The sequence below is a fragment of the Dysgonomonas sp. HGC4 genome (genome assembly GCF_001261715.1).
In the GTDB taxonomy this organism is placed as follows: Bacteria; Bacteroidota; Bacteroidia; order Bacteroidales; family Dysgonomonadaceae; genus Dysgonomonas_A.
The window spans coordinates 1-20735 of record NZ_CVRU01000123.1; the positions used below are offsets into that span (position 1 = coordinate 1).

At 34.1% G+C, this 20735-nt stretch carries 17 protein-coding genes; 11 read left to right on the forward strand and 6 right to left on the reverse strand.

The window, feature by feature from the left end; genetic code table 11:
- The first annotated feature begins 253 nt into the window (after positions 1-253).
- Positions 254-1939, forward strand: coding sequence for a hypothetical protein (locus HGC4_RS12750; protein ID WP_050710524.1), 1686 nt, complete (start codon positions 254-256; stop codon positions 1937-1939).
- A gap of 123 nt (positions 1940-2062) precedes the next feature.
- Here HGC4_RS12750 and HGC4_RS12755 read toward each other — a convergent pair whose 3' ends face one another.
- A complete protein-coding gene (locus tag HGC4_RS12755; RefSeq protein WP_050710525.1) occupies positions 2063-2326 on the reverse strand; it encodes a DUF4884 domain-containing protein in 264 nt (87 codons plus the stop codon).
- 116 nt (positions 2327-2442) lie between these two features.
- Positions 2443-3153 (reverse strand): hypothetical protein, encoded by a 711-nt coding sequence (locus HGC4_RS12760; protein WP_050710526.1) that lies wholly within the window; start codon positions 3151-3153, stop codon positions 2443-2445.
- Positions 3154-3320: 167 nt separating this feature from the next.
- Here HGC4_RS12760 and HGC4_RS12765 point away from each other — a divergent pair, with 167 nt between their 5' ends.
- From HGC4_RS12765 to HGC4_RS12800, 8 genes are all read left to right on the forward strand, one after another.
- Positions 3321-3602, forward strand: a complete 282-nt coding sequence (locus HGC4_RS12765) for a lipoprotein (RefSeq protein ID WP_050710527.1) — start codon at positions 3321-3323, stop codon at positions 3600-3602.
- A gap of 108 nt (positions 3603-3710) precedes the next feature.
- Positions 3711-4571, forward strand: a complete 861-nt coding sequence (locus HGC4_RS12770; protein ID WP_050710528.1) for a GNAT family N-acetyltransferase — start codon at positions 3711-3713, stop codon at positions 4569-4571.
- A 70-nt stretch (positions 4572-4641) separates the two neighbouring features.
- Positions 4642-4938, forward strand: a complete 297-nt coding sequence (gene glpE / locus HGC4_RS12775) for a thiosulfate sulfurtransferase GlpE (RefSeq protein ID WP_050710529.1) — start codon at positions 4642-4644, stop codon at positions 4936-4938.
- A 174-nt stretch (positions 4939-5112) separates the two neighbouring features.
- Positions 5113-5535: a MarR family winged helix-turn-helix transcriptional regulator gene (locus tag HGC4_RS12780; protein ID WP_050710530.1), complete on the forward strand. Its 423-nt coding sequence runs from the start codon at positions 5113-5115 to the stop codon at positions 5533-5535.
- On the forward strand, positions 5528-6850 hold the full coding sequence (locus HGC4_RS12785; protein ID WP_050710531.1) for a TolC family protein: 1323 nt from the start codon (positions 5528-5530) through the stop codon (positions 6848-6850). The genes HGC4_RS12780 and HGC4_RS12785 overlap by 8 nt, the downstream gene beginning before the upstream one ends.
- 52 nt (positions 6851-6902) lie before the next feature.
- Positions 6903-8003, forward strand: a complete 1101-nt coding sequence (locus tag HGC4_RS12790; protein ID WP_050710532.1) for an HlyD family secretion protein — start codon at positions 6903-6905, stop codon at positions 8001-8003.
- 93 nt (positions 8004-8096) lie between these two features.
- Positions 8097-9695 (forward strand): MFS transporter, encoded by a 1599-nt coding sequence (locus HGC4_RS12795; protein ID WP_050710533.1) that lies wholly within the window; start codon positions 8097-8099, stop codon positions 9693-9695.
- 73 nt (positions 9696-9768) lie between these two features.
- Complete coding sequence (locus HGC4_RS12800) at positions 9769-10569, forward strand: hypothetical protein (protein WP_050710534.1); 801 nt, start codon at positions 9769-9771, stop codon at positions 10567-10569.
- Between the two features lie 70 nt (positions 10570-10639).
- On the opposite strand, the gene HGC4_RS12805 is transcribed toward HGC4_RS12800, so the two are convergent.
- The gene (locus tag HGC4_RS12805) at positions 10640-11551 is read right to left on the reverse strand and encodes a GNAT family N-acetyltransferase (RefSeq protein ID WP_050710535.1); all 912 of its coding nucleotides are present in this window, start codon (positions 11549-11551) and stop codon (positions 10640-10642) included.
- A 224-nt stretch (positions 11552-11775) separates the two neighbouring features.
- Between HGC4_RS12805 and HGC4_RS12810 the strand changes: the two genes are divergently transcribed.
- Positions 11776-13413: a beta-N-acetylhexosaminidase gene (locus tag HGC4_RS12810; protein ID WP_050710536.1), complete on the forward strand. Its 1638-nt coding sequence runs from the start codon at positions 11776-11778 to the stop codon at positions 13411-13413.
- A gap of 39 nt (positions 13414-13452) precedes the next feature.
- Here HGC4_RS12810 and HGC4_RS12815 read toward each other — a convergent pair whose 3' ends face one another.
- Positions 13453-13959, reverse strand: coding sequence for a TlpA family protein disulfide reductase (locus HGC4_RS12815; protein ID WP_050710537.1), 507 nt, complete (start codon positions 13957-13959; stop codon positions 13453-13455).
- Between the two features lie 494 nt (positions 13960-14453).
- Between HGC4_RS12815 and pheT the strand changes: the two genes are divergently transcribed.
- Positions 14454-16913, forward strand: a complete 2460-nt coding sequence (pheT, locus tag HGC4_RS12820) for a phenylalanine--tRNA ligase subunit beta (protein ID WP_050710538.1) — start codon at positions 14454-14456, stop codon at positions 16911-16913.
- A gap of 73 nt (positions 16914-16986) precedes the next feature.
- Here pheT and HGC4_RS12825 read toward each other — a convergent pair whose 3' ends face one another.
- Positions 16987-18141 carry a PepSY-associated TM helix domain-containing protein gene (locus HGC4_RS12825; RefSeq protein ID WP_050710539.1) on the reverse strand — a complete coding sequence of 385 codons (1155 nt, stop codon included), beginning with the start codon at positions 18139-18141 and terminating at the stop codon, positions 16987-16989.
- Positions 18142-18200: 59 nt separating this feature from the next.
- The gene (locus tag HGC4_RS12830) at positions 18201-20561 is read right to left on the reverse strand and encodes a TonB-dependent receptor (RefSeq protein WP_050710540.1); all 2361 of its coding nucleotides are present in this window, start codon (positions 20559-20561) and stop codon (positions 18201-18203) included.
- Between the last annotated feature and the right edge of the window lie 174 nt (positions 20562-20735).

Below are 20735 nucleotides of genomic sequence, written 5' to 3' on the forward strand. Positions count from 1 at the left end.
ACAAAAGAGAAAGCATCTAAGAAATTAGATGCTTTCTCTTTTGTTGTAATCTTTTTTCTGTGAATTGGGGGTTGAATCGGAAAAATATATATATTTGTTCTAATCAAACTTTTTCAGAATGTACATAAGGCTATGATTAACCTTATAAGAATTTTTTATAAATGAAAACGACACAAATATTTTACTGTTAGATCTCTTAAACCTTGAACCTTCCTTAAACATAAACAACAAACAAATTTTATCTAAACAAATTATGAAAAAAAGACATTTATTAGCTTTGGTCTGGCTCTCTGTCAGCCTTTTTTTTACTTCCTGTGAAAATGAAGAAATTATTACTTCTCAAGTATCAGATGAGCCAGCCTTAAGGTCTTTGCATCCCTCTGGTTTTGAAAATAATTGGGAAACTCAAACTCAAATCAAAATAACTCAATTACCCACTCCTGTTGATTTGCCATGGATGCCTAGTGCACCAACGGCTATACCTCTTGATAAGAGAACTGATATAAAGAAGCAAGATGGATGGAACTTTTTGAGTACAGCAAGTAAAGAAGAAGGGACAGATTATTTAATATTTTACAATAAATATACCGGAGTTTTAAAAATTTTCTATTATTCAGTAAGTAAAGTTCTGAATAATAATGTTATTTGGCAGTTACTTGATGAAAATAAATGTGGATACTTTAATCAAGGTCCATATTTTACCACTCCAATGTCTGATGTTAGACAACAATTTATTGGGGTGGCAGCGCTGGAAGCTGGTGGAACTAATGGTTTACAACAAGGGTGGAACTGTTTTGAATTGCCTGTAACCTATACACCATTAAAAGGCAAGTTAAATGTGTATTCAAAGAGTCTTAATATAAGTAAGGTTGAATTAACTGGTAATTATACTGAAACTACTAAGGGGACAATTGTAACTGATCATTCTTCTACAACCGAAGGAAAATATGCTAAAGAAGGAGCATCTATCGCAAAAGCAGGTGGAGATGCAGCCGAAAGTTGGCTGAAAAAAGTGGCTACTAAATCAAAAGATATACCTAAAGAGGGGATCTTTAAGGGAATTCCTAATGTTGTTGCATCATTGGCAAGTGGCGGTGTGACCTCATTAATCAGCTCTGGACTTAATGCTCTATTTGGTTCGTTTTTGGGTAGCAAGACTGTATCCCAACCGGTGATACAGACTGTCGAGTTAACTACCTCTGGACAAATAACAACAACTGGAACAATTACAGGAGATCTAGTTGGAATTGTTAAACCTCTAACAAATATAGATGCTTCAATTATGGGAGCTTGGAATTTAAGGACTGCTCCAAAGTTGACAGCTTCAGCAGAGCATTTTGTAGGGCAACCTCGTTCTGGTACTTTAAAAGCTTTTGAGTATTATCAAGTTGCTTTCTATCCATCAATAGATTTAGTTGTAAATCCATTAATATCAAGTGAGGTTGAATGTAAGGTTGATGCAAAAATAGTGGAATATGTTGGTCCTAAGTGGAATGAGATTTTTGAGCAATATTCTACTCGTAAATACACGGGCCAAAATTACAGAGAAGTTCAATATGGTTCCAAGACTTATTATGCAGGAGCTATTCATCCTGAATTATATCATGATGAGAAAGGTGAAAATAAAACGATTCTTCGTCCGGGAGCAGCATATGCATTAGGATTAGGTAGTTGGGGGGATTATGTCGTTCCAGCTTCATCCTATGCTTCTAATTACACCGATTATACAAGTCAAGGTTTTTCTAATTGTAATGGTGTTAGTCGAGTGATGTTGAGTAAACTTCCTCTAATATTAAGCAATTGTACAATTAATGGTAAGCCTTCTATATATCCAGGTAATTATGCAGTGAATGTTACTGTAACGATGAAAGTGAAAGCGACAGGACAAGAGATAGTGTCTAGTCGAACATATGTTCCAGAATATGTATGTAACTTTTGACTAGATATAAAAATAAAGTGATAGTTTCACTTGAAGAGAGGGAATTATATTCTCTCTCTTCTTTTTATATTATATCTTTGTTATTATTACATTAAAGAGATTATATTTTTAGAACGAATACTTTCAGTTATGTCTTCCTACAGTTTGTATCTGTGTGCGGGTTGAGTCGCTTTTTAAAACACTTACATCCCCAATGCAATTGGTGAAATATACATATTTACCATCATCTTCAAAACGATAAACTTTGCATCCATCATGTTCAAATAGATAATCTACCTTATAAGTGCTGTTGTTTTGTGTTTTGGTTCGAACAAGCGGTTCACCTGTTCCGCAAGATGAAAGGTTAAGTAGGAGTGTGGCGAATGATAAAATTATAAGAGTTTTCATCCTTTATAGTTTTAGATAGATTAATAAACTCAAATATACAAAATGTATAATGACTCTTTTTGCTCCCCTGAAAATAAAAAAGTAAAATATCGTGAGTGTGGAATAGTAGGATAATCTTAATTAAAGGGATTAATTAATCTATTTGATTTATTCTGAAATTTAAAACTTACGGTTTGTTCTTTGAACTTTAATATAAATCTATCCTTATTAAGTGTTTCAAAGTTTAGGTAAATGAAACCATATTGAGGCGAGAAATAAAAAGTTAGTTTTGTCGTTCCTATAGAAGTTTCACCGATAGATTCCACTTTAAAACACTCTATATATTTATTTGCTTTTTTGTAAAACCATGAAATCTTTTTAGTGATCTTGTATTTGTTTCTTACAGAGATTTTCTGTTTAGTTGGATTATGGAGGGCTCTGTAATAGATTTCTGGGATATTTTCCAGTTCCCATTCCCAGTTATTGCCTATTTCTAGAGGGTAGTGAATTAAAGGAAATGGACAAAACTCCAGAATTGCGTATTCTTTGGAGCGAGGAGGGTGCAGAAATAGCTTGTCGGATGTTTCTTTTATTCCAGTTTCTGTAATATAATCTTCCCCTGTTTTTGAGTCTTGTTGAATCCAACGAATTGTCCAACTATCATCTATATATTTATTTTGAAAACTCCATTTATTTCCTGTACATTCAAGATATAACATACTTTTAATTGTGTCATTACTTTTTATATAGTAGACATCGTACTCTATCCTCATTGCTGTATTGTAGATTTGAGCATTTAAGGTAAGATGTATTGAAAGTATCAATAAGGCAGTTAATAGTCGTTTCATAGATATTTATTCTTGGTTGTTTAAATATAGTTAGAAAGTCGGGTAATTTATAGTCGCCAAATATTGATTCTTTTGTTTTTATAGAGTATTTTTGTTTTAGAAGTCCGAATATTTCGAACTTATCGGTCTAGTAAAGCGTTTATTTGATAAATAAAAACGATTATCGTATGAAAAAGATACTTTTTATAGCATTTATTGCTACAGTTCTTTCAGCTTGTGGTTCTATGAAAGTTTATAATTCGGCTCTAAAGCAAATAGAGTTAGGTATGACAAAGCAAGAAGTTGTATCGCTTATGGGTGATAAATATGCGACATCTGGTATAAATGAGGTGCAGGGTAAACAACAAGAGACATTGGAATATAAGGATATGTATAAAAATCATTTCTTCTTTGTTTTTGTTGATAATCACCTAAATAAATGGTATAAAGAGACTGAAGATAAGAAGTAATATTTTGAGAAATTATTATATAAAGCAGAATCAGTGAAAGCTGATTCTGCTTTTTTGTAATCTTTTGTAATTGTTAATCTATATTGTTCAATAAAAAATGTTGAGTTAATGGGAAATTTGGAAATTTGTTCACTTGAAAATATATCTTTAAAACAAGTATATGAAGCATTTATGGAATCTTTTTCGGACTATGAGATTCCTATGGAAATGCCTATCGACCAATTTGAAGAGATGATTATAACTAGGGATATTGACTTTGGTTATTCGGTCGGATGTTTTAGTGATGGAAAGTTAGTCGGATTTATATTATGTGGTTATCGAGAAATAGATGGTAAGAAATATTGCTACAATGGAGGAACTGGTGTAATACCGAGCTTTAGGCGTAAAGCTATTGCGAATGATCTCTTTATCAAATTGGTCGACTTATTGAAGAAGGATAATGTTGATATCTTTCTATTAGAAGTGTTAGAAAATAATACGCCTGCGATAGATCTTTATCGTAAAAATGGATTTGGAGTTCAACGTCGTTTCAAGTCTTTTAAAATAAATAAAGAGGATGTTTTGGGTGTTTTGGCGAATGACTATACTGTAGGATATGATAAGACGAACTATGTGGATATTGATGAGGCAAACTTTCATCCATTTATGCCATCATGGCAAAATCAAAAAATATCCATTCTCAATAATATTGATAATTATGAGTATTGCTCAGTATCTATTGATGGAGAAGTAATAGGGTTTGGTTTTATTCACAAAAAACGAGGCGATATTCCTCAATTGAGAGTTTTGAAGGGTTGGGAGAATAAAAACCTAGAACAACTTATTGTAAGTGAGTTGAAAGATAAAACCGAAAGTGATGTAATAAAGCTTGTAACTCTGGATGAAAGCATTAGCCTAATTAAAATATTGCCAGATATTGGTTTTTCTTATTTTTTAGGCTTGTATGAAATGACGTTTAGTTTAGATTAATAGAACAATAAATCGAAATAGGGGTTATATATAAGTGTTTATAATTTAAAATAAAGAAAAGAATTTAGATATGTTTCAGAGAATAAGTAAGGAAGTAGCTAAAGAGGTACTAGCAGCAAATAAAAAAGCCATATTGATTGATATGAGAGACTCTCAGAGTTATAATGAGGGGCATGATGAGAGTGCATTACATCTGACTCAAGAAAATCTATCAGACTTCATAGTTGGTACAGAGAAGCAGATTCCAGTTTTGGTTATGTGTTACCATGGTAATAGCAGTCAATCTTTAGCTCAATATTTAACAGCGCAGGGCTTTGATACTGTTTATAGTATAGATGGAGGATATGAAGAATGGAAGAATGAATAACTAAGTTCTTACTTATATTCTCGATTAAAAAATTAAAGAACCTGCATATATTATTTATTATGCAGGTTCTTTCTGTATAATGAAATATTATTTCTATGGAATTTATTAGTTGAATATTCAACTAATGTTTTATTTTGTTGTATATTTGTACGTCAAATAGAAAAGATTGTTAAAATGCAAGAATTTGTATATGCACTACTAATGGTGCAGGCTTCCTACAGACAAGCTATACAAAAAAGGATTAAAGAACAGGGTATTGATTTAACTTTTGAAATGATTCAGGTAATGAGGTGTTTGTACCGAAAAGATGCCGTGAATCAACAGGACTTGGCTAATCAAACTCATAAAGACAAATCGAGTCTTTCGTATTTATTAAATAATATGGAAAAGAGAAACTTGATAGCTCGTACCGAAAGTCATCAAGATAAAAGGAGTAAGTTAATAGTTCTTACAGAAGAGGGACAAGCTTTACACCAACAGATTAAAATTATTGTTGAAACTGTGTATCATAAAGTAGAAGAAACGACAGACAAAAATAAACTGCAATTTTGTGTCGATTATATGACAGAATTAAGTGGAATAATAAGCAATGATTAAAATATTAAATAAAATAATTTCATTATCGCTTCTCCTACTTATAATTCTTATATCTTCAGAAGCGAAAGCTCAGTATAAACTTTCAGTAGAAGAGCTATTCGAAAAAGGAGTAGAGCATAGTATCGTAATTCAATCTACATACTTAAAGGTTGAGATTGCTAATGATAAAAATTCATTAGCAAAAAACAAACGCTTGCCTGATGTTGCAGTTACTGGCCAATTTGGTTATGTGGGTACATCTACTATCTTCGATAAAGACTTATCGTTTGTAAAACATACATCAGCCCCCGATTGGAGACAAAACTACCAATTGAGTGCCGTGCAACCTTTGTACGAAGGTGGTCGTATAAGTAACAATATAAAGAGGTCGGAGTTGGAGCAGGAACTAGCTCAGTTGTCATTAACACAAGACAAGGCTAATCTGAAAATATGGTTAGTAGGTAAATATCTCGATCTTTATAATCTTTACAGACAAAGAGCAATATACTCTATAAATATTGATGAAGCTAAGCGTAGGCTACAAGATATTCGTAAGATGCGTGAAGAGGGAATGATTACTTCGAACGATGTTTTACGAAGTGAAATAGAGCTAACCAACTTTGATTTGTCGTATCAGGAAACGACTAATGGTATCACACTTGTTTGTCAGCAATTGGCAATAGCATTAGGTATGGATGAGGATTTGCTTTATGAGCCTGACTCGGCTTTTTTGAATTTAAAGATGAATATTGACGAAGGCATCGATAATTATATTCAGACAGCTTATCATGATTATCCTGAAATGCGTATTGCTAAAACAAATATTGCTTTGGCAAAAAACAATCTTGATATTACGAAAGCTGATTTTCGACCGAGCTTATCATTGCAATTCGGGAATACTTTTCAAAGACCATTACCAAATACTTCGCCCGTTCAGGATTTGTTTATTGACTCATGGGGGATAACTTTAAATTTATCCTATAAGATATCTTCTTTGTTTGATAGGAAACATTCTCTTTCGGCAGCAAAGACCCAGATAAGCTTGCAGCAATTGGAAGAAGAGCAGCAGAAGCAAAATATAAGAGGTATCGTAAAATCTGCTTACTTGAAGCATAAAGAAGCTTTGATGCGTATAAAAGCACTTGAAACATCGGTAGAGCAAGCAAATGAGAATTACCGAATTGTGAATAAAAAATATTTTAATCAGCTATCTATATTAACGGATCTTTTGGATGCAAATGCAATGCAACTTGATGCCGAATTGCAACTAACAGCAGCCCGTACGAATGCTGTATACACATACTATCAGTTACTAAATGTGTGTGGCAGACTATAAGATTGAAGATACAAATAGGCTAACTTATAATAAAAAGCAGTAATTAATATTTATGGACATAGATCAATCGGAAATTGAAGCGAAAAAGGAGCTCCGACGAATATATCTGAAACTAAGAAACAAAAGACGTCGAAACTTTGTCTTAAATGGAATAACTATCCTTTTAGCGATTGCAGGTATTGTATGGGCGTGTAATTTTTTCATTAATTATTATAGATATGAAATTACGAACGATGCAACCATAGAGCAATATATTTCGCCTATTAATACACGTGTGACAGGATATATCAGTAAAATATATTTTACTGATCATCAAATGGTACATGAGGGCGATACACTTTTGATTATTGATGACCGAGAATACCGTCTGAAACTTATGGATGCAGAAGCTGCACTAAAAGATGCAGAAGCATCTGCAGAAGTGTTGACATCAAGTATTAGCACTACCACAAGTAACGTTGCTGTATCGCAAGCTAATATTGAAGAAGCCAAAGCCCGCTTGTGGAAGTCTGAGCAGGACTATAAGAGATATACTAACTTACTGGAAGCAGATGCTGTTTCACATCAACAATACGATCAGGCAAAGACAGAATATGAAGCCATGAAGGCTCATTACAACTCTTTGATGATGCAACAAGAATCGTTACGATCTATGTCGACCGAAACTCAGAAAAAAAGAAGCAACACAGATGCTAATATTCTTAGAAAAGAAGCCGATTTAGCTTTAGCTAAGTTGAATTTGTCTTATACCGTAATTACTGCACCGTATTCAGGATACTTAGGACGTCGTACGTTAGAAGAAGGTCAATTGGTACAAGCAGGTCAAACGGTGACGAATATTGTAAGAGACGAAGGTAAATGGGTTATTGCAAATTATAAAGAGAAGCAAATTGAGAATATTTACATCGGTCAGGAAATAAACATTAAAGTAGATGCCATCGCCGATAAGGTATTTAAAGGAAAGGTAACTTCTATTTCTTTAGCCACAGGTTCTAAGTACTCTCTATTACCCACAGATAATTCGGCAGGAAACTTCGTGAAAATACAACAACGTATTCCTGTAAGAATTGATTTTGTGGATATTTCGGATGAGGATATGGAAAAACTAAGAGCGGGGATGATGGTTGAAACAGAGGCTATAAAATCAAAATAAGGGTTAGATATTCTTTGAATGATACTTACTTGTTTCATTTATACATGACCAAATAATAGGCATATATAAGATTTTAAGAAAGAAAGAGAAGTAATGGCGGTTAATAACAATAGTCAACATTTTAGAAGTTGGGTGCCACAATGGTTAGTTTGTGTGGTGGCTTTACTTGTGTTGATTCCCGTAATGCTTATCAATGGGGCTTATACTGGTAGTAGTATTGATATTTCTGGAGCTTTAGGTGTGTTGTCCGAAGATATAAATATGGCATATTATGCAGCTTCGGCTGGTATGGCGATAGCATATCCCATTATTCCTCTCATAAAACCTGTTGCAACATCTAAAACTATTATTCTTGTAGTTCTCTTTTGTCAGTTTATATTGAGTTGGATTTGTGCAATAACCACCTCTATGGAGGTAATAACTATTTGCAGCTTTTTTATAGGTTACTTTAAAGCATTTACTCTACTGGAAATTATTGCGATAATAATGCCGATTTTTAGTCCGAGTAATACCCGTAATGAGTTTTATTCTAAATTCTATCCGATCACTTTAACACTGGGGCAGTTGTCTCTTGTGCTTACCGCAGAATTTGCCTATCGCTATCAATGGCAGCATATGTACTATTTCTTGATAGCCTTGCTTTTATTTGCTATGGCATTGGTGGTAATATTTATGGCATTCGGACGTAAATTGATTCGTATTCCATATAAAGAAATAGATTGGTATAGCTTCTTCCAATGTTCACTGCTTTTTATGTGTATACTGTATGTAGTTACTTATGGGAAAACAAATGATTGGTTTGCTTCAAATAATATAGTGATGGCAGCGGTCTTAATACCTATTGTTGGATGGATGTTTATACGGCGACAGTTAATAACGGATGGTAGACCTTTTGTTGATCTGAGTGTAATGAAAAATCGAAATTCGGTAGTTGTGTACCTTTTTTCGTTTATAATGATGTTTTTTGCATCCTTTACTATTCTTACAGCCTCTTATGTGAACTCTGTACTACGATTAGATACTACAAGATCTAATGAGTTGTATTTATTCATGATTCCCGGAATCATTTTAGGTGGATTTATATGCTATTATTTCTTTAAGAAAGCTATAAGAATGGCTTGGCTTATATTTATCGGCTTTTCATGTTTTACATTGGCTATAGGTTTACTTTATTTTAATGTTGAGCCAATGGGCTTATACGAAGATCTTTATATTCCTATGTTTTTGAAAGGTCTTGGCATGCTTATCTTGTTTGTGGCATTAGCAGTTTATGCTATTCAGGGGCTACAACCTGAACAACTTATATATAATGCTTTCTTTCTAATAGGATGCCGTTCCGTGCTTGCACCTGCAATAGGTTCCAGTATTCTTACTAACTGGTTGTACCGATTGCAACAAGAAAACACAGTACATCTGTCTGAAAGCGTAGACCAACTTAATCCATTAGCAAATAGTTTGTATTCACAAACCTATGCAAGCTCTTTACTTAAGGGATTGAGTGTAGAAGATGCTCAGCGTATGGCTATAAATGCCCTTTATTCGAAAGTGCAGATACAAGCACTTACTATCAGTATAAAAGAAATACTCGGGTATATGTTAATAATGGGTATTATACTATTGGTTATTATATTGCTGTATTTCTTTAAATATAAACCGGTTACGTTAGTGTCGGTAGGGCGAGATATGCATTAATTATAAGGAAAATGTTTTTCGTGTAAATTAAATAAGGTATCTTTGCAGTTCGGAATTAATATAAATTAAGAAAATGAAAAAGTTTTTATTATTAACGCTTGTTTTACTTACAAGTATTGGAGCTATGGCACAAACTGAACCAGCTTATAAAAAAGGTAAATTTTATGCCTTTTGGGGATGGAACAGGGCACATTACACAAACTCAACAATACATTTTACCGGAGACGATTACGATTTTACTTTGCATCGTGTTGTTGCTCATGACAAATTGAGTGCAATAAACTATCATAATTATTTACAGCCTAATCGTGTAACGATACCTCAAACAAATTTCAAGATCGGATATTTCTTTAAGGATAATATGGCTGTAAATATAGGGGTGGATCACATGAAGTATGTAATGGATCAGAATCAGACTGTTAATATTTCAGGAAAGGTAAGACCTGGCTTTGAAGATCACGTAACGCCTGAGGGAACTGTGAGATTGACGGATGATTTTCTAACTTTCGAACATACAGATGGATTGAACTATATAAATTCAGAATTTGAATATTATCATAACTTCTATAAACATGGTATTCTTAAAATAAATGGAATAGGAGGCGTGGGAGCCGGTTTTCTATTACCTAAGAGTAATGTAAAGTTGTTTGATGAAGAGAGACATGACGATTTTCATGTGGCTGGATTTGGTTTGAGTGGTAAAATTGCTGCCGATGTATTGCTTTGGGATTTATTCTTCCTAAGATGCGAAGGTAAACAAGGGTATATTAATATGCCTAGTATTCGTACAACATCGTCAAGTCGCGATAAAGCTTCTCAACACTTCTGGTTTGCGCAAGTAAACTTCTTGTTTGGTTTTGCATGGGGGTTCTAAGATAGAAATATCTATAACATAGAAGAAGAGAATTATTCCATTAAAGGGTAATTCTCTTCTTTTTTTATTGTTAAGTGTGAGACAAGATCGGAAAGATAAGTTTATTCTTCTCAAACAGCTCTTTACTATTACCCATCATAAATAGGGTAGTGTCTTCTTCCTTTAAGAGCTTTATTTCATATTTTTCACTATCAATAGGCATGAAGTGCATAATTACATTTTGTATTTGATCGGTAATCATTGCACTGATAACAATATTTATATCCTGATCTTCTGTTGATAGAATATCATATAGAATAAGGTCACTTTCGTTATACTCAGCAATAATAACTGTATCTATAGATTCAATGTAAAATAGATTGTCTTTGAAGCTAAATTTGTCAAAGTAGTTGCAGTAGAGCATTATTTGCCCTGCGTTATCAACCATAGAAACTTTGAATAATGGAACAGCATTCTTTGCCTTGTCGTATAGTAGTTTATAATCATTAGCATTGTCTATGTTCATCTTTCGGACAATGTGAGAAGTTTCTTTATACTCTAGTTTCTTAATGGCTTGATACTCATTAACAGGAGTAAAACCAAAGAGAGGATAATAATCTAAAACACTATCATTGGCATAGAGATAAATTAGATCGGACTTCTCTTTCCATTCCTCTATTACTTTTTCTAAGAGGAATCTGTTTAGTCCCTGTTTTCTATATTCTTCATCAGTACATACTGTACCCAATTGTACGAATCGTTTTTTCTTGCCAAGAACAATAAAGTCTATTACACTTACTGTAATATGGGAAACTATTTTGTTGTCGTCAAATAAAGAATACAATAGGCAATTATCCTCCCAATGACCACTTTTATACCATTTTTCGAAGTCAAATTTCCAAATCTTCTGGGTTTGAACGTAAAGGCTGTTTCTCAGGACTTCGTTATCTTTATAATTAGTGATGTAATTATATTCTTTATTGTTTATCACTACCTTTTGCATATTTCTTTTTTATTTACTGAAAATGATTTACTGAAATCTTTGATGGCACTACTTCCTTATTATTACAAGTTATTTGTGTTGTACATACCGAAGTAATAAATAAGACTAAGACCTTAAAATGTTAATTTGCAAATGTATTATTTATAATTGATCTACTTGGGTTGGAAAGAATATAATTAAATCTTAAATTTGGATATAGAAACCTTATAATAGCATTTATTACTATGAATACTCGAAAAACACGATTATCTACTGTTATCATTCTCATTTTCTCGTTTTTTGCATTATCGGTAAATACCTATGCAAACTCAGATGTAAATGTAATTCCTAAACCTCAAAAAGTATCTTTGGGAGAAGGCTTTTTTACTTTTAATCCGAAAACAAGCTTACTCTATGCTAGTAATGATCTAAAAGTCATCGCAGGAACATTTCAAAGGACTTTAGAAAATGAATTTTCTATTAATACATCTCCTAAGCTAAATGTAAATGGAAAAGCTGTGGCAAACTCTATTGTGCTTCAACTTGATTCTAAATTAGGAAAAGAAGCATATGCACTCGACGTTCAGGCTGATAGGATACTCTGTAAAGCATCCACTGAGGTTGGTTTGTTCTATGCACTTCAGAGTTTAACACAATTGATAAAAATAGAGAATGGTAAGCAGATTGTCCCCGTTGTATCAATTGAAGATGCTCCCGTGTATGGATGGCGAGGGTACATGCTTGACGAATCGCGCCACTTCATGGGAAAAGAGGCTGTAAAACAATATCTGGACATAATGGCTCGTTTGAAGCTAAATGTCTTTCATTGGCATTTAACAGATGAACAAGGATGGAGAATCGAAATAAAAAGATATCCTCTGTTAACTCAAGAAGGCTCAATAGGTAGTTGGAGTGATATTGATGCCCCAAGCACATTTTATACACAAGATGAGATAAAAGAGATAGTTGAATATGCCGCTCAACGTCATATTATGGTAGTGCCCGAAATAGATATGCCAGGGCATGCTACGGCAGTAGGGCGTTCGTATCCCGAAGTATCGGGAGGTGGTGAAGGTCGTTGGAAAGATTTTACCTTTCATCCGGCAAAAGAGGCTACTTATGAATTTATCAGTAATGTTTTTGATGAAATAGTACAGCTATTTCCAGCACCATACGTTCATATTGGAGCAGATGAGGTTCATTTTGGAAATCAATCATGGTTTACTGATCCTTTGATGCAGAAATTTATCAAAGATAATAATCTGAAGGACGAAATAGGTCTGGAGCATTATTTTGTGCGTAGAGCTTGTGATATTGTAAATGCGAAAGGTCGTAAGATGATTGGGTGGGACGAGATTATAAATACCGGTGTATCACCAGATAAAGCTATAATAATGTGGTGGAGGCATGATAAACCAGAGTTGTTAACTCAAGCTTTGAATAATGGGTTTGATATTATTCTAACTCCGCGCATACCTTGCTATTTTGACTTTGTACAAGATGATAGTCATCAAATAGGACGACGTTGGGCTGGTGATTTTAATGAATTGGAAACTGTATACGATTTCTCAGGAAGTATATCTAAATTAATTGCTAGCCATCCTAAGCAAATATTGGGAATGCAAGCCAATGTATGGACAGAGCGTATTAAGGATAAAGCAAGGCTCGATTTTATGACATATCCTCGCTTATTGGCTCTTGCTGAAAATGCTTGGTATGATAATAGTGTGAGCAATAGAAATTACGTTGGTTTTGAGAGTCGTGTAAAAATATTTCTCAAGTATTTAGATAAATTCAATATCAAATACTTCAATCCCTTTGATAAAAATTCTACACCTGAACCTTGGGGACCCGATAAGCAAGATGTTTTAAAAGACGGATAAAATAAAAAAGAGCTATTCAATATTGAATAGCTCTTTTATTTACAATGTCTTTTTTTCTAATATTCTGTTCAAATCTTTAGGAGTCAGATTAATTGCCATGATGACGCCATTTTCGTCAATCAGGTAATTTTGAAATCCTTTCTCCAGTTGATACTTTTGATAAATTTCAGAATTCGACCCCTTTGTATCTAAAAACTGATACCTGTCGTTTATTCCGTCAATACTTAATGTTTTTTCGAATACCGCTTTACTTTTGTCAAATGAGACAGACACCATAACTAATGGGTGCTTCTCTTTTTGTAAGGTATTCCATAAAAGAACATTTTTCATGTGGGATTCTGCATCGTATGCAGCCCAAAAACTTACCAATACTTTAACTCCTTTCAGATGCTCTAAATCGAGCTTCGTGCCTGAATCATTATTGATTTTCAGCTCAGGCATAAGGTCTCCCGGGTAAATACCTTCCGAAATCCTCGAAGTCCTTGGCGTGTAAGATGATGTTATTAGCACTATCGCTACAAGCAAGAAATACTTCAAATACTTCATAAAATAATATTTTGGTTAGAACTACGACCTTATTCATAGGATCACCCTCGGAATAAGGCCTTTCCGATTCTCGGAATGGCCGATTCTACGCTTAGAATCAGTATACTTTTTAATAAAGTGGCACAAAGATACGGCACTTTACTCCAAAATCAAAATAGGCTATCTTTATTCTAGATATCGGATTTATAACAATGTTTTGTGCAAAAGGTTTTCAGCCAATATAGATTTTATCTAATAATAAAGTAACCGATATTCGGTTTTTTTTACAGCAAAGTGCATGGATAGCCTCTTTTTTTAGGGTAGACAAAGAAAATTTTGTAATTTTGGCGGACTGAAAGTCTCATATCTTCTTACCTCTTTTATTTATAGATAAAACTGTTGTAGAAAGCTATATTCTGAGAATATACTCATGGGATGTTTACTCTGGCTTTAAAAGAAATAGTATTATATAAAATATAAACAGCTAATAAGTTAGCTAAGAAACAATTTGGAATATGAATATTTCATACAATTGGTTAAAAGACTACATTAATTTCGATTTGTTGCCCGATGAGGTGGCTGCTGCTCTTACTTCAATAGGGCTTGAAGCCGAAGGGGTAGAAGAGATACAAACTGTAAAAGGAGGACTCGAAGGTTTAGTTGTGGGTGAGGTGCTTACTTGTGTAGATCACCCCAATTCAGATCATTTACATGTTACTAGCGTAAATGTAGGTCAAGAAGAGCCTTTGCAAATAGTATGTGGAGCAGCTAATGTTGCTGCCGGACAAAAGGTTATAGTGGCTTTGGTTGGCACTAAGCTTTATTCGGGAGAAGAGTCTTTTACAATTAAGAAATCAAAAATAAGAGGCGAAGAATCTTTTGGTATGATTTGTGCCGAAGATGAAATCGGTCTTGGAACAAGCCATGATGGTATTATTGTTCTACCTGCCGATGCAAAAGTTGGTACACTTGCCAAAGATTATTATAATATCAAAAGTGATTTTTTATTAGAGGTTGATATTACTCCTAATAGGGTAGATGCTGCTTCTCACTTTGGTGTAGCTCGTGATTTTGCTGCTTATTTGAAACAAAACGGAAAAGCAACCGATTTAAATCGACCTTCGGTAGATGCTTTTACTGTTGATGCAACAGAAAAAGGAATAAATGTAATAGTTGAGAATGAGGAAGCTTGTCCTCGTTATGCGGGTATTACAATAAAAGGAGTTACGGTTAAAGAAAGTCCTGATTGGTTGAAAGATCGCCTTAATGTAATTGGTTTACGCCCTATAAATAATATTGTAGATATTACCAATTATGTACTTCACGAGATGGGGCATCCTTTGCATGCTTTCGATATGAAAGAAATTTCAGGAGGTACTGTTTATGTGAAGACGCTAGCTGAGGGTACTAAATTTGTTACTTTGGATGAACAAGATCATACGTTAAGTGATAAGGATCTGATGATCTGTAACGACAAAGAGGGTATGTGTATTGGTGGAGTCTTTGGCGGTCTGAAATCGGGAGTGACAGAAAGTACTACCGATGTATTCTTGGAATGTGCTTATTTTAATCCTACATGGGTACGTAAAACAGCGCGCCGTCATGGATTGAGTACTGATTCATCATTCCGTTTCGAACGTGGTGTTGATCCTAATGATACATTATATGTTTTGAAACGTGCAGCTTTGCTGATCAAGGAAGTTGCAGGAGGTAATTTTGTGGGAGAAATTCAAGACATTTATTCTACTCGAATAGAGAATCCGATAGTTGAACTTTCTTATGCCAAAGTAAATTCACTAATTGGTAAAGATCTGGATAAAGGAACTGTAAAATCTATTCTAGCTAGTCTCGAGATAGAGATTAAAGGAGAATCTGATGATAAATTAACATTAAGCATACCTACTTATCGTGTTGATGTACTGCGCGACGTAGATGTTATTGAAGATATTCTTCGTATTTACGGATATAATAATATAGAAATAGGAGAGTCTCTAAAATCTAATCTATCTTATCAAACACCTACCGATAAAGGCTATGATTTACAAAATCTGATTTCGGAGCAGCTTACGGGTGATGGTTTTTATGAGATAATGAATAACTCTTTGACTAAAGAGGCTTATTATACAGGCTTGGAAACGTATCCAGATTCGAAATGTGTTCGTTTACTGAATCCATTGAGCACTGACTTGAATGTGATGCGTCAAACCTTACTTTTCGGAGGTTTAGAAAGTATTGCATACAATAGAAATAGAAGAAGTAACGATCTTAAATTCTACGAATTTGGTAATTGTTATTATTTTGATGCAGACAAAAAAGAGGCTGATAAACCATTGAGAGAATATTCAGAAGAATTTCATCTGGGACTTTGGTTATGTGGTGATACGAACAGCAATAGTTGGGCTACTACAACCGAAAAATCATCAGTGTATCAATTGAAAGCATATGTTGAGAATATATTGTCTCGTTTGGGAATGTCTCAAGGTCAATACGAATACGAACAGTTCTCGAATGACATTTATAGTGTAGCTTTAACTATTAAAACTCGTAGCAGAGTTATAGGTACTGCAGGTATTGTGGCTAAAAAAATATTGAAGCAAGCGGATATAAATACAGAGGTGTATTTTGCTGAATTGAACTGGGATGCTTTGATGAAAGAAACTAAAAAGCATAAAGTTACATTTACAGAGATATCTAAATATCCTCAAGTAAGAAGAGATTTAGCGTTGTTGTTAGATAAAAATATTTTATTCGAACAGATAGAAAAAATAGCTTATAAATCGGAAAAGAAACTATTGAAGGACGTAAGTTTATTCGATGTATATGAGGGTAAGAACCTGCCTGAAGGTAAAAAATCATATGCGGTGAACTTTGTTATTCAAGATGATGAAAAAACATTGACTGATAAGCAGATTGATGCTATTATGCAAAAGATTCAAAAATCGCTAGAGCAGGAATTAAATGCTCAATTGAGATAGTATTATACATCTATTTTATATACTAAAAAAGGATTCTGTTATTCAGAATCCTTTTTTAGTATTAATGAATTTATTACTTCTTCTGTTTACTTCTTTTTTTCCACCAAAGTATAAAACCTGTGATAGGAAGACTAGCTGTAATCAAACTAGCTAAGAAAACCAGCAATTTACCCGCAAAGCCACCTATGGCTCCCACGTGTATATCGTAGGTCATTCTATAGAACTTATCACCCGCAGACGAATCTTCGTACTTTATACCATACATACCGCCTCCTTCTAATTCTTTAAGCGTATACTGATCAAAGAAACGAAAATGCCTTTTATAATATGTATCGTTGTTAACAGAGTTAAAGCAAATACGATATGCATCAGCTTTCTTATCGGGAAAGTCGAAAATAAATGAACCCTCCCTTCCAATAGGGTATTCAGCTTTTACTCTTGACCACAGTATATCTGCCGTATTTTCGAGACTAGATATGGCTGTAGTATCAGATTGTGCTACCTGCCATTCTTTAGGCTCTTTACCTCCCGAAATTACTTTGTAATATGAGTTGGCATACCATTCGAAACTCCAAGTAAGACCAGTTAATGCAATCACCAAAGCAATAAGTGCAGCATAGATACCTAATACATTGTGGAGATCATAATTGAGTCTAAAGAATCCTGCCTTCTTTTTAATTGTAAGTCGAGGCTTTAAGGATTTTTTATTCCATCTTTTAGGAATCCATAAAATGATACCTGTAATGAGTACAATGACGAAGATCAAAACAGCCCATCCCACAATTTGATGTCCAATAGAATAAGGTAGCCATAGATTGCGATGTCCTGACAGTATAAATCTGAAAAAATCATTTTTCAAGACTTGCTTATTAATGTAATCACCTGAATAAGGGTTTAGCACCAAAAGGGTATATCCATCTTCGTGATGATCGTAGGCTACTGTGGCTGCTTTGTTTTGTCTGCCATAAGTAACACCATAAATGGTGTTACTGGTATCAGCTGGAGACGCGTATATGTACTGCTTTGACTTTTCTTTAAGCTCCAAAGGAGAAAGAAATGGCTTGTTTTCTACTTCTACGTATTGGTAGGGCTGAAATATATCACGCAGTTCTGTCTGAAAAGTATATATACATCCCGTAATTGCTACAATGAATACAACAATACCCGAAATCATTCCTAACCAGAGATGCAATAGATAACTTATTCGCTTGAATGATAGTTTCTTCATTAAAGATAAATTCTGTTGTTTTTTAAACGTTTACAAAAGTAATAAATAGGTCTATAACCTTAGAAATTATAAGTAATATTTAGTCGATAGTTTACAGGAGCTTCAGTTTGCCAATAATAGGCTGGCGTGTGATTTATTTTATTGAAACTACCCGAATATAAATAACTGTCAAGTACATTATTAACCATTAAATTAATAGCTAATATTCCATTTGACCAACCCGCTCCAGCGTCTAAACGGAAATAGTTAGGTAGTTCTTCTGCCTTTACTGTATTATCAGACCACCATGAAGATCTATCGATAAGAGATGTACATCCTGCCTGAATATTAAAGCCACTCAAAACACTTTCCGTGAATTTATATTTCAGATTGGCATTAATTGTATGTTTAGCTACTCCCGGTAGTTGAGTTCCCTTAGGATATTCGGAAGAGCTTTTGGTCACTTCAGATTCAGTAAAGGCATAGTTTGCAACAATATTTAAACCTTTAAGTATTTCTCCTTGTAGATCAAACTCAATACCTTGATCTCTACTTTGTCCTATTTCCAGAACATATATTTCTCCTGAAGCATTATTAGGATCGGCAGCTAAAAGATTATTTTTAATGATGCGATATAATGATAATGTACTATTCCATTTTCCACCAAACCAAAGTTTTTTGGCTCCAATCTCCATATTATTACCTGTGATTGATCTAATGCCTTTTCCATCGCGACGCAAACCACTTTGAGGTAAGAATGTTTGGTCATATAGAGCATATAATGAGGTGTTTTCGTTTATGGAATAACTAAGACCTAAGCGTGGAGTGAATTTGCGTTCTTCAACCGAAGTTCCATAAGAATTACTTTTTACATAAGTATATCGACCTGCTAATGTTAAGCGTAAACTTTCGTCAAAAAAAGAAAGCTCGTCTTGCAAATAAAGTCCTGTATATGTTTGTGTAACTTGAGGACCTCCTGCACGTTCTTTCACTCTTTTACTTCGGTCGAATACAGGATAACCTAAAGCTGGCGCTCCATTATTAGGATTGTAAATATTGAATGAGCCGATAGTGTCAAGAACAAAAGATTGCATCCAATCTGCCCAATATTCCTTATTTCCCATATCTAAACCTCCTAATATACGATGTACAACACTTCCCGTCTTGGCTTTGCCATTCACATAAGCTTGTCCAAATTTCATCTGAGAAATAGCATCCCATACACTTGCTCTACGTCTCATATATCCTTCACTATTAATAGAATCTGGCCACATGGAGCTACCTACTTGATTGTAATTGAAATAAGCTGCTTGTGCTGTTAGCTTCCAGTTGGGATCGAAATTGTGTTGAAGGTTCAAAATTATACTGTGGTCATTTATTTTAGTAGGCTCCATTCCTCCTGATAACATCGTGAAATTTCGAGGTAATGTTCCGTAACCTTGTGTCGAGAAGCTATAATATGAGCTTATATTTGACATCTCTACATGCTGTAATGTATATTCTGCAGTAAGTTTTGTGTTGTTATCAATAATATAAGAAATAACAGGAGCAATACTATATCTATTATTGAATTCGTTATTACGGAACGAGTTTTTAAGTTGTCCCATTAAATTTAGGCGATACAATAGTTTTCCCGATTGATCTAGTTTTCCATCAAGATCGATACTGGCTCTATAAAGGTCATAACTACCTAATGTAAGTGATGCCTGATGTTTCGTTTGTCCAGTTGGCTTCTTCATAACGACATTGTAAATCCCACTAGGATCGCCGTTCGACATCATAAATCCGGTAGGACCTTTTACGAATTCAATAGATTCAACAAAACTCATATCTTCCGTTAATGGTCCCCAATCTGATGTAATATTCATCCCTTCTCTAAAAGCGGCAGCACGTCCACCTCTCATATTTACACGGGTATATAAATCGCCCCAATGTTCCTGACGTGTAGCTCCACTTACATTACGAATAATACCATCACTCATGCTGAGTATCTGTTGATCAGCGATCATAGATGAGTTTACAATCTGTATGTTTTGAGGAATTTTCACTAAGGGTTGATCCAATCGGATTGAATTTGATGGCTGTCTTGATACATATCTATCCATGGAGGTCGAAACTACAACTTCGTGAAGGGCTTGACTTGTTTGTTCCATCGTAATTTCTCCAACATCAGTTGTAGAGTTCGATAGGACATCTATTTCTACTGTTTTGGTATTATAATTGATAAGTGTAGCAACTAGTGTATATTGTCCGGCAGGTATGTTTTTGAAGTAAAATGTACCGTCTGATTTAGTTGTCGTTCCCCAATTAGTTCCATCTAGCCTGATAGTTGCATATTCGAGAGCTTCGCCGTCACTGTTTTTTATTAAACCTTGTATATCTTTTGCGGTTGCAATGGATATACTTAAAAATAAGCACATTAAGATTAGATAAAATTTCATTTTTTTAGAGTTTATTTTTTATATAAAAATCGTGTGAAGTAATATAAATAGTCCTAGCAATACAATCACCTATAATGGTGAAATTAGTAGCTCGAAATCATTATAATTAGTGAGGCGATGAGCTTAATAGAAATGCTTTTGCATTTAGTTTTGGATAAAAAGATCTTCGAGGAA

What these genes read in the sequence shown, in the direction of transcription:
- HGC4_RS12750 (WP_050710524.1), top strand. Translation starts at nt 254, where the DNA reads ATGAAAAAAAGACATTTATTAGCTTTGGTCTGGCTCTCTGTCAGCCTT.
- HGC4_RS12755 (WP_050710525.1), bottom strand. Translation starts at nt 2,326, where the DNA reads ATGAAAACTCTTATAATTTTATCATTCGCCACACTCCTACTTAACCTT.
- HGC4_RS12760 (WP_050710526.1), bottom strand. Translation starts at nt 3,153, where the DNA reads ATGAAACGACTATTAACTGCCTTATTGATACTTTCAATACATCTTACC.
- HGC4_RS12765 (WP_050710527.1), top strand. Translation starts at nt 3,321, where the DNA reads ATGAAAAAGATACTTTTTATAGCATTTATTGCTACAGTTCTTTCAGCT.
- HGC4_RS12770 (WP_050710528.1), top strand. Translation starts at nt 3,711, where the DNA reads ATGGGAAATTTGGAAATTTGTTCACTTGAAAATATATCTTTAAAACAA.
- glpE (WP_050710529.1), top strand. Translation starts at nt 4,642, where the DNA reads ATGTTTCAGAGAATAAGTAAGGAAGTAGCTAAAGAGGTACTAGCAGCA.
- HGC4_RS12780 (WP_050710530.1), top strand. Translation starts at nt 5,113, where the DNA reads ATGCAAGAATTTGTATATGCACTACTAATGGTGCAGGCTTCCTACAGA.
- HGC4_RS12785 (WP_050710531.1), top strand. Translation starts at nt 5,528, where the DNA reads ATGATTAAAATATTAAATAAAATAATTTCATTATCGCTTCTCCTACTT.
- HGC4_RS12790 (WP_050710532.1), top strand. Translation starts at nt 6,903, where the DNA reads ATGGACATAGATCAATCGGAAATTGAAGCGAAAAAGGAGCTCCGACGA.
- HGC4_RS12795 (WP_050710533.1), top strand. Translation starts at nt 8,097, where the DNA reads ATGGCGGTTAATAACAATAGTCAACATTTTAGAAGTTGGGTGCCACAA.
- HGC4_RS12800 (WP_050710534.1), top strand. Translation starts at nt 9,769, where the DNA reads ATGAAAAAGTTTTTATTATTAACGCTTGTTTTACTTACAAGTATTGGA.
- HGC4_RS12805 (WP_050710535.1), bottom strand. Translation starts at nt 11,551, where the DNA reads ATGCAAAAGGTAGTGATAAACAATAAAGAATATAATTACATCACTAAT.
- HGC4_RS12810 (WP_050710536.1), top strand. Translation starts at nt 11,776, where the DNA reads ATGAATACTCGAAAAACACGATTATCTACTGTTATCATTCTCATTTTC.
- HGC4_RS12815 (WP_050710537.1), bottom strand. Translation starts at nt 13,959, where the DNA reads ATGAAGTATTTGAAGTATTTCTTGCTTGTAGCGATAGTGCTAATAACA.
- pheT (WP_050710538.1), top strand. Translation starts at nt 14,454, where the DNA reads ATGAATATTTCATACAATTGGTTAAAAGACTACATTAATTTCGATTTG.
- HGC4_RS12825 (WP_050710539.1), bottom strand. Translation starts at nt 18,141, where the DNA reads ATGAAGAAACTATCATTCAAGCGAATAAGTTATCTATTGCATCTCTGG.
- HGC4_RS12830 (WP_050710540.1), bottom strand. Translation starts at nt 20,561, where the DNA reads ATGAAATTTTATCTAATCTTAATGTGCTTATTTTTAAGTATATCCATT.